The sequence below is a fragment of the Bacillus sp. MYb78 genome, from assembly GCF_002975115.1.
Taxonomy (GTDB): domain Bacteria; phylum Bacillota; class Bacilli; order Bacillales; family Bacillaceae_G; genus Bacillus_A; species Bacillus_A cereus.
In genome coordinates, this window is record NZ_PCOB01000013.1 from 1 (window position 1) to 13,960 (window position 13,960).

The window sequence follows — 13,960 nt, forward strand, 5'->3', positions numbered from 1 at the left end:
TAAAAATAAAAATTGACGTTTCACGTTGTTTGTTTCGTTCAGTTTTCAAAGAACTTGTCCGCCGCTTCAGAAGCGACTTCATCATATTAACATCTTCATTTTTCGATGTCAACTAAGTTTTTAAATTTCTTTTTTGTCGTTTTCTGCGTTTCCGCATCAGCGACGTTTATTAATATACCATCATGATTTTTAAATAACAAGTGTTTTTTATAAAAAACACAAAAAAATTATCTATCCTACTTTCTTCTATAGAAAGAATTATTATCCTTCCTACTAAAAATAGTTATTCTGATTGTATACTACTACAATTCATTCAACCAAATTGCATTTCACAATACCTTCCCAGGTTTTCATTCTCTTCTATATTAAAGTTTATAATAATTATCCTTCTATAGAATAACGATATAACTTAGCCGTAAGAAAAAATCCCATCCACATTAAACAATTCCAATGCAAATATAAACTTAAGAATATTATTAGAATTTTTTTACATTTAATTAATGAAAAATATCCATTTTTTGTTATATAGTAAGAAAGGATGTACTCAACTATAAATAAACCAATGGAGGAATTATTTTATGGATAGGTTAACAAAGTTTTCATTAAAAAACCGAGCTGCCATTATCATCATGATTTTTCTCATTTCCATACTCGGTGTTTATTCCGGCTCTAAATTACCTATGGAATTTTTACCAAGTATCGACAATCCAGCAATTACCGTCACAACCTTATCTCAAGGACTCGACGCTGAAACGATGACAAAGGATGTAACTGATCCTCTCGAAAAACAATTTCGCAATTTAGAACACGTCGACACCATTACTTCTTCTACATACGAGGGATTATCACGTATCGACATTGCGTATACATCAAAAGCAAACATGAAAGATGCAGCACGCGAAGTCGAAAAAGCCGTCAATACAATTAAATTACCTAAAGATGTAACCAAGCCCGTAGTTAGTCAACTAAACACTTCTATGATTCCACTCGCCCAAATTACTATCCAGAAACAAAACGGGTTTTCAAAAGCAGATGAAAAACAAATTGAAAAAGAAATCGTACCACAACTCGAAAACATTGATGGTGTTGCTAATGTTATGTTTTTCGGAAAATCCACCTCTGAATTATCTATCGTACTTGATCCGAACCAATTAAAAAACAAAAACGTAACATCACAGCAGGTACTCACTGTTTTACAAGGAAAAGAAACTTCTACTCCAGCTGGGGCAATTACTGTTAATCAGGAAGAATACAACCTCCGCGTCATTGGGGACATAAAAAATGTAAATGACATTAAAAACATCACTGTGGTACCCCAAGTGAAATTGCAAGACATTGCTCAAATCGAAATCAAACAACACTACGATACAATCTCACATATAAACGGAGAAGAAGGCACTGGATTAATCATCATGAAAGAACCGAGCAAAAATGCAGTTGCAATTGGAAAAGAGATTGATAAAAAAGTTAAAGAGATAAATAAAGAATATAAAGATCAGTTTTCCATTAAACTTTTAGCCTCAACCCATGAACAAGTTGAAAATGCTGTTACTAGCATGGGAAAAGAAGTAATACTTGGAGCAATCGCTGCAACTCTAATTATCTTAATCTTTTTACGTAACTTCCGAACAACACTCATCGCTGTTGTCAGTATTCCATTATCTATTTTATTAACACTCTTTTTACTACATCAATCTAACATCACACTTAACATTTTAACCCTTGGTGGTTTAGCTGTTGCGGTTGGACGTCTCGTCGATGATAGTATCGTTGTCATCGAGAATATTTTCCGCCGTTTACAAAAAGATTCTTTCTCTAAAAATATTATTCTTGATGCAACGAAAGAAGTCGCCGTCGCAATTACTTCTTCTACTTTAACAACGGTCGCTGTTTTTTTACCTATCGGCCTCGTATCAGGAGCAATCGGAAAATTAATGTTACCTATGGTATTAGCAGTTGTATATTCTATTCTATCATCCTTAATCGTTGCACTCACAGTCGTTCCACTTATGGCTTTTTTACTACTCAAAAAAACAAAGCATCGAAAGCCAAGTTCTTCATCACGATATGTCGCTACGTTAAAGTGGTCTCTTTCTCATAAATTCATTATTCTACTTACTGCATTTTTATTATTTGCAGGATCAATTGCAGCCTATATATTACTACCGAAAGCAAACATAAAATCTGAGGACGACACAATGTTATCTATTAACATGACATTTCCAGTCGATTATAATGCTGAAGCTCAAAAACAAAAAGCATTTGATTTCGAAAAGAAATTACTTTCTAATTCAGATGTAACAGACGTTATTTTACGAATGGGATCTAGCGCAGAAGATGCACAATGGGGGCAAACAACTAAAAATAACCTTGCTAGTATATTTGTAGTCTTTAAAAAAGGTTCTGATATTGATCAATATATTAAAGAGTTAAAAAAGGAAAATAAAACTTTTGAGCCTGCTGAACTTGATTATATAAAAACAAGTTATTCAAGCTCTGGCGGCGGCAACAACTTACAATTTAACGTAACAGCTACTAACGAAGCGGATTTAAAAGAGGCGGCTACTATCGTCGAAACAAAACTAAAAAACATGGATGATCTTTCTAAAGTAAAAACGAATTTAGAAGACTCTAAGAAAGAATGGCAAATTCATATTGATCAAACAAAGGCTGAGCAACTAGGTTTAACACCAGAAATAGCTGCGCAACAAGTAGCATTCCTTATGAAGAAGTCACCTATTGGCGAAATTACAATTAATAATGAAAAAACTACTATTATGATAGAACATAAAAAGGAAAACATTAGTAAACAAGAAGATATTTTAAATACAAACATACTATCACCTACTAATGGACCAATTCCTTTAAAAGACATCGCAACTATTTCAGAAAAACAAACGCAAACAGAAATTTTCCATAAAGACGCAAAAGAAACAATTCAAATTACCGCCGAAGCTTCAAATGAAGATTTGAGTAAAGTAAACACAGCAGTAAATAAAGCGATAACTGACTTAGATTTACCTAGCGGTTCAAAAGTAAATATCGCAGGAGCTACTGAATCTATGCAAGAGAATTTTACAGATTTATTCAAAATTATGGGGATTGCAATCGGGATTGTATATTTAATTATGGTTATCACCTTCGGGCAAGCACGCGCTCCTTTTGCAATCCTATTCTCCTTACCGTTAGCTGCTGTCGGTGGTATTTTAGGATTAATCATCTCAAGAACACCTGTTGATATAAATTCCTTGATTGGCGCATTAATGTTAATCGGGATTGTTGTTACAAACGCTATTGTATTAATAGAAAGAGTCCAACAAAATCGGGACCACGGAATGGAAACTAGAGAAGCCTTACTTGAAGCAGGTTCTACTAGACTACGCCCAATTATTATGACAGCTATTACAACAATCGTCGCTATGCTCCCACTCCTATTTGGCCAATCCCAAGCAGGAAGTATGGTATCAAAAAGTTTAGCCGTCGTTGTCATCGGCGGTTTGGCAGTCTCGACTGTTCTTACATTAGTAGTCGTTCCAGTTATGTATGAACTATTAGATAAAATCGGGAGAAAAAGACGCTCCCGTAGGAAAATAAGCACTTCTACAGAAACACCTGATATTTAAAAACAAAAGACGTTATCTTCACAAATGAAGATAACGTCTTTTCTCTACTTAGTCATATAATCCATCATTTTTTCCACATATTGCTCTATAGGTTTACTAGAATCCACAATAAGGTATTCATTATTTAAAGGTCTTTGACTACCATTTAACCACTTTTCAAAACCTACTTCCGACTCCACCTTTTCAATTTGACTGATCATACGCTTACGTGTTTGCAGTCTCCTATTAATCTCTTCCATATCATTAAGATAACACTCAATATATTTATATTTCACACCATGTTTAGTTGATAATTTAATTCCTTTTTCAACCATTCCCTCATATAAACACGGACTATCCAATATAACACTATGCCCTTGTTCTAAATAAGAATCAATCAATACCCATTTGGCATCATACGCAAGCCCACCAACAATCGTTGATTCAATTCCTTTTACTTTTAATGATTTTAACAACGCGGATTTCAAAACATCATGATCTATAATTACAGCACCTGTTAATTTCGCTATATACTTAGAAACTGTCGATTTTCCTGACCCAGGAAAACCTGACATTTCCAGAAAAAACAAATTAAAACTCCTCTCTAAATTACATCTGTTCTTCTTTATAATTAACCACAAATTCAACAATCATTACATCCATTCCTTCTATATTAAAATACAAAAGAACCCCCTACTTATAAATAGAGAGTTCTTCTTTATAATTTATGCCGCTTTTACCTTTTTCGTTGCTTTACTTTTTCTTTTCGTTCCTGTAAAGCGCTTGTGTAATATAGATGCTATCAAGCGTGAAATAACATTGAATAGTAATACCATAATAATTAATACAGCTGCAGATTTTGTCGCAATCAACTTCGCATCTGGAATAACTCCTTCAGAATTTAATTTCCAAATGTGAACCGCTAATGTTTCAGCTGGTCTAAACGGATTTAAAGGATGCGCAGGACTTGAGAAATCCGCTGCTGAATTTAAAATCGGGGATGTTAAACCCGCTGTGTAAATTAATGCTGCCGCTTCCCCAAATATACGACCCGCCGCTAAAATAATCCCTGTAATAATTTGTGGTAATGACGATGGGATAATAATACGAGCGATTGTTTGCCACTTCGTTGCACCTAATCCAAGACTTGCCTCTTTTACATTATGAGGAACTTCTGAAATCGCATTTTCACAAACACGCGTTAAACCTGGTAAATTTAAAATAGTTAAAGCAAGAGCACCACCCATTACTGTGTATCCCCAACCTGTCATTGTAACGAACACTAACAAACCAAATAAACCAACAACAATAGAAGGTAAAGACGCCATCGTCTCTATACATAGACGAACAAAATTTAAAAAACGTCCTTGTTTTGCGTACTCTGCTAAATATATTCCAGCACCTAATCCAAGAGGAATAGATATAATAAGCGTTATAACAAGCATGTAGAAGGAATTGAATAACTGCGGACCAATCCCACCACCAGCTCTTGTATTGCTTGGTTCTCCAAACAAGAAATTAGGATCCCAAAATCCCCATCCCTTTTGTAAAATCTCAAATACTAAGAACACTAGCAAAGCTACAACTAAAGCCGCAACCGCATAAAAGATACCTGTCCAAACTTTATTTACCGTTCTTGCATTCATTATTATCGCTCACCTCTTTGCCCAATCGCTCGAATTACTAAAATAAACAGGAATGAAATAACAAGTAAAATCATCGCTAAAGTCCATAGCGCATTGTTCCAAGCAGTTCCGTTCAATGTATTCGTCATGTCCATTGTTAAAATACCAGTTAACGTCGCTGTCGGACTATATATTCCTTCTGGTAATTTAATCGTATTCCCGATTACCATTTGAACCGCTAACGCTTCACCGAAAGCACGCGCTAAGCCTAAAACAACACCTGTTAAAATCCCTTTTTTCGCAGCAGGAACAATCACTCGGCTAATCGCTTGCCATTTTGTTGATCCTAGACCATAAGAAGCTTCTAAATAATCAAATGGAACAGAACGTATTGCATCAGAAGCGATACTAGCAATAGTAGGTAAAATCATAATACTTAATACAACAATACCTGCAATTAAACTAAAGCCTACTCCCCCAAACGAATCACGTAATAGTGGTACTAAAATCGTAACACCTAATAATCCGTATACAACCGAAGGAATACCAACTAACAATTCTAGAACAGGCTTCAACACTTTATTTCCAAACTTTGGCGAAATTAAATTCATGAATATAGCAAGAGCTATAGCAATTGGTGCACTAATAATAACCGCACCTAACGAAACCACCGTTGAACCTACAATGAAAATTAAAGCCCCGAAGGATCCTTGATCAGCATTTGGATTCCATTTTGTCGATGTTAACATCTCAGTAAACGAGATACCACTTTGTGTAAAAGATTGAATACCTTTACCACAAATAAACGCAATAATAGCTAATGTAATTAAAACAATAAAAATACCACAAAACGTAACAAGTGATCTTCCTATATATTCACTTTTTACGTAATTAATTTGTTTTTTCCCCTTCATCACAGGACAGACCCCACTTCACAGATTGAAATGAACAGGACTGGCCTTGCAGCCAGCCCCATAAAACTTTATTACTTATTTAATTTAGACATTGGAATGTAGCCCATATCTTCTACTTGCTTTTCAAAGTCTTTACCTTTTACATAATCGATGTAAGCTTTTGTTGCTTCTTTCGCTTCACCTTTTGTTACCATATACTCGTAAGACCAGAATGGATATTTACCAGACGCAATGTTTTCAACTTTCGGTTCAGCACCATCAATTTTCACTGTTTGTAGTGCACCTTTTTTATCTCCAACCATGTAAGACATCGCTAAATAGCTTACTGAACCTGGAGTAGAATTAATAGCTTGCTCTACTGCACCGTTAGAATCTTGTGTTGTACCAGTTCCATCATTAATTTTCGCGTCTTTCATAATCGTTTTTTCAAATGTAGCACGTGTACCAGATGAAGCCGGACGATTAATTACGTTGATTTTTTCATCTTTTCCGCCTACTTCTTTCCAGTTTGTTACTTTTCCAGTGAAGATATCTTGTACTTGTTGCACTGTTAAGTTATCAACTTTTACATCTTTATTTACGACAAGAGCGAATGCAATACCCGCTACCTTGTTATCTACTAATTCTTTCGCCTTTTCAGCATCTTTTATTTTATCTCCAGACGGAACATCTGAATTACCAATTTGTACTGCACCAGATGCTACTTGGTTAATCCCAGTTCCACTACCGCCACCTTGAACTTGAATAGAAACTTTTGAATTTTTCTCCATGAATTTCTTTCCAGCTTCCTCCGCAAGAGGTAGAAGAGCTGTAGAACCAGCTGCTGCAATCGTACCTGATAATTCTTGTTTTGTATTATCGCTTCCTTTAGCAGTTTCTTTACTAGTTGTATCTTCTGCTTTCCCACACCCAACTAATGCTCCTGCTACCACTAAAGCTGCTAAAGAAAATTTAATACCTTTTTTCATAACCATGTCTTGTACCCCCATTTGGATTATCACTTTTCGAATTCATTTTCTTTCGAACACAAATTCATTGTAGGACAACAATATTATGTGAGTGTTAAGCAATTTTTAATTTTAAGTAAATGACGATAATCATCCTCAAAAGCTAGGAATCCCAACATTTGTAGTTAAAGAAGCAAACAAAAACCACACTAACTATGCTGTAATGTAAATTTATTCTTAACAATGTAAATTCAATGTAAATGTTTTTCTCTCTTTTTCCCTTTTAGTTAAAGTTACATTTACAATTCCGCTGTATTTTGTAACTTTTTCACGCCTAATTTATGCACATTAAAAAGAATTTCAGTAATATTTTTTAGTACAACTAAATAAATTGGAACAATTCTAAAATTAAATGAATATTTTTAAAGTACTAATTGACAGCATCATCCAATGTAGTCTACTATATTACTAACAAAAAGTTTACCTAAGGAAACTTTTTAAACTAACACTAAAAATATAGAGAAGAGGTAACTTTTATGGTATCGGCTAATACTAAACCCCTTTCCGAGTTTAAAACAGGGGAGTTTGTACAAATTGAGAAGATACAATTAGAAGGAACTATGAAACGACGTTTATTAGATTTGGGATTTATCCCAGGGGCAACGATTAAAGTATTGCAACGCAGTCCACTTGGAGATCCGGTCGCTTATCAAGTGAGCAACACAACTATTGCACTGCGCAAAGAAGAAAGCTCCCTTATTTTCGGGGTATTAATAGGAGATGATTTCAGATGAGCAAACATCGTATTGCTTTAGCTGGTAACCCGAATACCGGGAAAAGTACATTATTTAATACTTTAACAGGTTTAAAACAACATACTGGAAACTGGACGGGAAAAACTGTTTTAAAAGCTGAAGGAGAATATGAACATAACGGAAGTAATTATACATTAATAGATTTACCTGGAACTTACTCACTATACTCAAATTCCGCAGACGAAGAAGTAGCGAGGGATTATATTATATTCGAAAAACCAGAAGTAACTGTAGTTGTCATAGACGCAACTGCTATGGAAAGAAATTTAAATTTAGCACTCCAGGTGATGGAGATGACAAATAATGTAGTCATTTGCATTAACTTAATTGATGAAGCCGAGAAAAAAGGGATTGTTATCGATGAAAAGAAATTAGCAAAATCACTTGGTGTACCTGTCGTTAAAATTTCAGCACGTAACCGAGTAGGTATTGGTCATTTGCTAAATGTTATTGCAAAAGTAGCAAATAAAAAACTAATTCCAACACCAATTAAAATTACTTACAGCGAAAAAATCGAAAATATGATTCAGGAATTAGAACCACAAATTTATAAAGTGTTCGGTGATACGTATCCAGCACGTTGGATTGCGTTACGTATATTAGATGGAGATAAAAATTTCTTAACTACACTTCAAAAACACCATAATGAACCACTTGTAAGGGAGGTCGTAATTAATGGAATCTCACTCAGCCAGTAAAGCTCTTCCATTAGACTATATTATTCAACATGCACAAACACTTTCAAAAGAAGATATACGAGATGATATAGTCGGAGATATTTACCGAACATCTGCAAGCATATGTAAAGAATCTGTCCAATATACAAATACTGATAAATTATATCGTTCCGAAAAACTAGATAAAATTTTCACATCTCCAATCTGGGGATTCCCAATTATGCTCGGTATTTTATCTATTATTTTTTATCTTACAATTGCAGGCGCTAACGTACCATCTGATATGATTGCCGAATTCTTCGGATGGGCCGAAGGATATTTAACATCTTGGTTCCAAGCAGCGCATGCACCTGAATGGTTACATGGCATTTTAATACTTGGTTTGTTCCGTGGTATCGGTGCTGTTATTAGCGTTATGTTACCACCTATGGCAATCTTTTTCCCTATGTTCGCGCTATTAGAAAACTACGGATACTTACCACGTGTCGCGTTTAATATGGACCGCTTATTCAAACGATCCGGCGCACACGGGAAACAATCTTTAACAATGGCAATGGGATTTGGTTGTAATGCAGCAGCCATTATGTCAACACGTATCATTGAATCACCACGTGAACGTATGCTAGCAATTTTAACGAACAACTTCGTTCCTTGTAACGGTCGCTGGCCTATGTTAATTTTAATGGCTTCACTATTTATGGCTGCTGGTTATACAGGCAGTATGCAAACATTGGTTACTGCTGGCGTTGTAGTTGGAATGGTTGTAATTGGTGTTATTATGACATTAACTGTTTCTTGGGTACTATCAAAAACAGCCTTAAAAGGGGTTCCAACTCACTACACACTGGAGTTACCTCCGTACCGCAAGCCAAAAGTTTGGAATACAATTGTTCGCGCAACACTCGATAAATCAATCTACGTTTTAAAACGAGCTATAGTTGTTGCTGCCCCTGCAGCTGCATTAACTTGGTTACTTGCTAATATTTTTATCGGTGACACAAGCTTACTTATGTATTTTGTAAATTTCCTAGATCCATTTGCTAAAATGTTAGGACTTGACGGGTTTATTCTAGCTGCATTCATTCTTGGACTACCCGCTAATGAAATTGTAATCCCAATTTTATTAATGTCTTACTTATCAACTGGGGCTTTAACTGAAATAGATGATTTTAATCAAATTAAAAATCTATTCCTAGAAAATGGTTGGACTTGGTTAACAGCGTTAAACACAATGTTGTTCTCACTTCTTCATTTCCCGTGTGGAACAACACTGGTTAACATATACAAAGAAACAAAAAGTGCAAAATGGACATTCTTATCGTTTGCAATCCCTACCGTTATCGCCATTGTTGTTACATTCCTCTCTACACAATTGGTACATTGGTTAGGGCTTGTATAAAACAAAGCATACATAGAAGGCATCCCCCTTCACATATGCTTTGCCCGAAAGAAACCTGAAAATCATTCAGGTTTCTTTTTTTGTACATCAGTATTCCACGGCTGCGCTCCATACGTTGTGAGTTTTTTATGAATGAAATAAATAGCCCCCGGCAGCACCGCCATTAATATCGTGCAACTAATTCCTAATCCAGTAAACAACTTTCATCACCTTATTTCACTCTTTTCGGTAAAGCTGAACCTGAATGTTCAATTGTTGGATGAACGTGAACAGTAATTTCAGCATTACTAAAGTAATTTTCGCCTTGATCCCAATTCTTACTTATTTTTGTCCATTCTTTATAATTATGTCTCTTATACACTTCCCCTAACTCTAATACATCTACCTTATATTTTTTTTGAACAAGCTTAATCGATTTTTGAATACGCTCCTCCATTTCTTCCGATATATCCTTCTCTAAACGCTTTTCATTCAAAACCTTTTTATGATCACTAAAGTGCAACTCAGCTATTGTACCTTCCAGAAATAAATGAATATTAAATTTCGGTTTTGTAGCATTCGTTGTGGATACTTTAATTTTTCGACGTAACTTATGAATTTCATATGTAATAAGTTGATTCTTTTTACGGATGGTAAAAAAACCTCCAATTTTTTTACCTATTATATAATTCATCCCTAATGTTTCTTCCCCACTCAAATTGCCTACACACTTATTATCCTTTCCACGAAACAATGCTGCACCGTTCATTTGTACTCCTTGCTTTGTTAGTTCCAGAATAGGCAATACAAAACTTCGGTTAGAGATCATCTTTTCCTGCACCTCACCAATTCTTGCAGCCTCAATCATTTGGGCATTTTTCGGAGGGTGTTCAGCTAACATATCAATATACTGCGCCGGTAAATTTTCAGGCTTGGCACTTTGTTTTAAAATAGCTTCGGCATTTTTATTAGAAACGAACAAACGAATATTTCTTCTCATCTCATGATCGCGAATATATACATCTAACGTATTTTGTAAAATGTATGGATGTGAAAGTAATTCTTCAGAGAAAATAATCACCTGTATATGAGGGAAAAATAATGTACGACTAATTTTTTTTGCGATTATTCTTATTTGTTCAAATACACTATCTGCTTTTGCACTAACATTAATATAATTTTCGCTATCCCCACCCCCTTGTCCGCCCTGTTGAGACACTTTACTAGGGAGTACCATCTGATAGGTCCCTTTCATAATTGGATTCGCTTTCTTCTCCTTCACGATATCGTAAGCCGCTCCTACTACAAATCCTCTTTCTTCTATCTCTTCTAACTCAGAACACCCACTCATAAATCCAGTTAAAGCCATAACCATTATAATTTTAAGAAGGTGTTTCATTGCCACCATTCCTTCTTTTTATTTTATATATAATTAAAACGAGCAAAGGAGCTAACACAACAAACCCCATATCTATCCAAGCTAAATAAGTCCCATAACTTGATAAAGTATTCAAACTACTAGGTATCATATTCACCATAAAAATAATAGGGGCACTTACGAAAATAAAAATATGTTTCTTCACTTTCGGAAACATAGCACAAAACAATAAAGATGCGACGTCATAATACATTGCTGTAGTGTTATAAATTGTAATAATCCAAGTCGTAAAAAAAATCGCATCAAACCTTTCTAAAAATCCTCCCCCAATTTCAATTTCTTTCCCTAATTCAATTGTTGGATATGTCAATCCACGTGTTGTCATATAAGTAAAAACGCTAATACAAGTTACATAAATTAAAATGTATGACAGTACGTTTACCATCACCGCTTTCGCGACTGCCATTGGCGCTTTTTTCGCTGTCTTATCATTTAGCAACACCGCATAAAATAAAGCTACTTCAAATCCAATAAACGTAAAAATAGAATTTTTAACTCCAACAGCATATTGACTTACTTTCGTTTGAAAAGCTGGTAGTAAATTATTTATTTCCATTAAATTTATATTCAATAAAGAAAGAAGTACTATTGCAATTAAAACAATAGGTAAGAATAAAACATTTAACCTTAATAAGGCTGCTCGTGATCCTGCTATTCCATAAATAACAACTAATAAGAAGAAGAAAGACAGTAGTTGTATCGGTGTATCACTAAATAAATACGTTTGAGAAATAACTGAAATCATTCGCGATTCATATGCTGTCAAAGCAGCAAACGTTAATACTAAAATACTACTAATTGTGTATGCAACAGGCTTCGTCAAATGCGCACTCGTATATTGAACAAAATTTTGTTTCGGAAATAAGATAGCTACTCTCGTCACAAACCAACCTAAAACTGCGCAAATCAATCCACCCAAAAGTAAGATAATCCAACCGTCCGAAAATAAAGTTTGGTTAGCGATATCTCTTGGCATAGACAATGCCCCTATACCAATAATGGTCGATGATACCGCAAACCCAATTTCCCGAGATCCAATCTCTTCATCGCCATACTCAAATGGTTTCACTTATTTTCGCTCCTTTGGACGTATTGTAGAATCTTTTGTTTGTAAGTACTCTGGTCTATCTTTCAACATCGATTTTGGCATGCGAATAAATTCTTCTTTCCAATCTTTATAAAATGCAGGAGCAATTGGGGTTGTATACGGTATACCAACACTTGTTAAATTTGTAATATGAATAGCAAGTGCAATCAGAGCTAGAATGATCCCATACAATCCAAAAGCCGTTGCAGCTAATACAAAGACGAAAAGTAAAATTCGGAACGTAATCGTAATACTATATACAGGAAGCGAAAACGTAGCAATCGCAGTAACCGCAATAATAATAACTAAAAACGGATTTACAATCCCTGCATTTACCGCAGCTTCTCCAATTACAAGACCTCCTACAATCCCTATCGTTTGTCCCATCGGTTTCGGCAATCGGATTCCAGCTTCTCGTATTAATTCCATAGTCAAGGCCATCATTAACGTTTCAATATATGCTGGAAACGGAACACCTTCCCTCGCACCCGCAATTGAATAAGCCAGTTTAGAAGGAATAAGTCCTTGATGGTAAGATACAAGCGCTACATACATAGCTGGTAACAAAACCGCAATTATACCTGAACCCATACGTAAAAATCTTAATAACGTTCCAATCACCCAGCGCTCGTAATGATCTTCTACAGATTGAAAAATATCAACAAATACGAGTGGCGCGATAAGAGCAAACGGGGATCCATCTACTAAAATGGCCGCCTTCCCTTTCGCTAATGAGGCTATAATATTATCAGGCCTCTCCGTATTCAAAAATTGTGGAAATGGGGATAAATTATTATCCTGAATTAATTGTTCAATCGTACCTGTTTCCAAAACGACATCTGTCACTATTGATTGAAGACGGCGATCTAACTCTTTTACAATGTGAGGATTAATAATATCCTCTATATATACTAGGGTTACTTCTTTCTGCGATCGCTTCCCCATAATATAAGATTGGAACCTCAACTTTGGATCACGTAAACCGCGTCGGATTAACATTTTATTCACATTAATATCTTCATTTAATCCAACTCTCGGTCCGCGTATTAAATCTTCTGTCACTGGTGGTTCTAAACTTCTCTTCTCCCAAGCTCTACTATTAATAACGATAGCGGTTTGAATATTATCAATTAATATAACTGTATCTCCCGCTAATATCGCATTCATAATATCTGGAAACTTCTTCTTTACACCCACTTCTGCGATAGAAATAAAACGATCCAATAACGTTTGAACAACAGCTTCCTCATTTATAATTTCTTCGTATTGCAGTGTGCGAATGACATATTTATAAACATTATCCTTATCTGTCAATCCACATAAAAACACAACCGCACAACGTGTAAAACTCCCAGCAAGAGCAACTTCTCTAATTGTTAAATCATTAGGTGAACCTAACTCATCCCTAATTTCTTTCATAACTTCAAATAAGTTACCTTCAAGCTCTAACAATTTCCCCACCTAACTTCCTTTTCAA

General features: G+C 35.2%; 12 protein-coding genes. 4 read left to right on the forward strand and 8 right to left on the reverse strand.

Going from position 1 to position 13,960, the window contains the following annotated elements:
- Positions 1–578 precede the first annotated feature (578 nt).
- Positions 579–3,623, forward strand: coding sequence for an efflux RND transporter permease subunit (locus tag CQ064_RS21510; protein ID WP_000375542.1), 3,045 nt, complete (start codon positions 579–581; stop codon positions 3,621–3,623).
- A 44-nt stretch (positions 3,624–3,667) separates the two neighbouring features.
- Here CQ064_RS21510 and CQ064_RS21515 read toward each other — a convergent pair whose 3' ends face one another.
- The 4 genes from CQ064_RS21515 to CQ064_RS21530 form a co-directional block, all read right to left on the reverse strand.
- A complete protein-coding gene (locus tag CQ064_RS21515) occupies positions 3,668–4,192 on the reverse strand; it encodes a P-loop nucleotide/nucleoside kinase family protein (RefSeq protein ID WP_000465668.1) in 525 nt (174 codons plus the stop codon).
- A 135-nt stretch (positions 4,193–4,327) separates the two neighbouring features.
- Positions 4,328–5,248 carry a phosphate ABC transporter permease PstA gene (gene pstA / locus CQ064_RS21520; RefSeq protein ID WP_000994139.1) on the reverse strand — a complete coding sequence of 307 codons (921 nt, stop codon included), beginning with the start codon at positions 5,246–5,248 and terminating at the stop codon, positions 4,328–4,330.
- 2 nt (positions 5,249–5,250) lie between these two features.
- Positions 5,251–6,141, reverse strand: a complete 891-nt coding sequence (gene pstC / locus CQ064_RS21525; protein WP_000676676.1) for a phosphate ABC transporter permease subunit PstC — start codon at positions 6,139–6,141, stop codon at positions 5,251–5,253.
- Positions 6,142–6,212: 71 nt separating this feature from the next.
- A complete protein-coding gene (locus CQ064_RS21530; RefSeq protein WP_000245112.1) occupies positions 6,213–7,115 on the reverse strand; it encodes a phosphate ABC transporter substrate-binding protein PstS family protein in 903 nt (300 codons plus the stop codon).
- Positions 7,116–7,624: 509 nt separating this feature from the next.
- On the opposite strand from CQ064_RS21530, the gene CQ064_RS21535 reads away from it, so the two are divergent.
- The 3 genes from CQ064_RS21535 to CQ064_RS21545 are packed head-to-tail and all read left to right on the forward strand — an operon-like array spanning position 7,625 to position 9,979.
- On the forward strand, positions 7,625–7,882 hold the full coding sequence (locus tag CQ064_RS21535; protein ID WP_000252989.1) for a FeoA family protein: 258 nt from the start codon (positions 7,625–7,627) through the stop codon (positions 7,880–7,882).
- Positions 7,879–8,601: a FeoB small GTPase domain-containing protein gene (locus tag CQ064_RS21540; RefSeq protein WP_000033865.1), complete on the forward strand. Its 723-nt coding sequence runs from the start codon at positions 7,879–7,881 to the stop codon at positions 8,599–8,601. Before CQ064_RS21535 ends, CQ064_RS21540 begins: the two co-directional genes overlap by 4 nt.
- Entirely contained in the window at positions 8,579–9,979 is a 1,401-nt protein-coding gene (locus CQ064_RS21545; protein WP_000443602.1) for a nucleoside recognition domain-containing protein, read from the forward strand. The genes CQ064_RS21540 and CQ064_RS21545 overlap by 23 nt, the downstream gene beginning before the upstream one ends.
- Positions 9,980–10,041: 62 nt before the next feature.
- Here CQ064_RS21545 and CQ064_RS33695 read toward each other — a convergent pair whose 3' ends face one another.
- Genes CQ064_RS33695 through gerLA form a run of 4 tightly spaced genes read right to left on the reverse strand, consistent with a single transcriptional unit; the run spans position 10,042 to position 13,944 of the window.
- Positions 10,042–10,179: a hypothetical protein gene (locus tag CQ064_RS33695; RefSeq protein ID WP_000493991.1), complete on the reverse strand. Its 138-nt coding sequence runs from the start codon at positions 10,177–10,179 to the stop codon at positions 10,042–10,044.
- 11 nt (positions 10,180–10,190) lie between these two features.
- Entirely contained in the window at positions 10,191–11,357 is a 1,167-nt protein-coding gene (gene gerLC, locus CQ064_RS21555; protein ID WP_000681635.1) for a spore germination protein GerLC, read from the reverse strand.
- Complete coding sequence (gerLB, locus tag CQ064_RS21560; RefSeq protein WP_000802006.1) at positions 11,341–12,465, reverse strand: spore germination protein GerLB; 1,125 nt, start codon at positions 12,463–12,465, stop codon at positions 11,341–11,343. The genes gerLC and gerLB overlap by 17 nt, the downstream gene beginning before the upstream one ends.
- A complete protein-coding gene (gene gerLA / locus CQ064_RS21565; RefSeq protein ID WP_003269520.1) occupies positions 12,466–13,944 on the reverse strand; it encodes a spore germination protein GerLA in 1,479 nt (492 codons plus the stop codon).
- Positions 13,945–13,960: the final 16 nt, after the last annotated feature.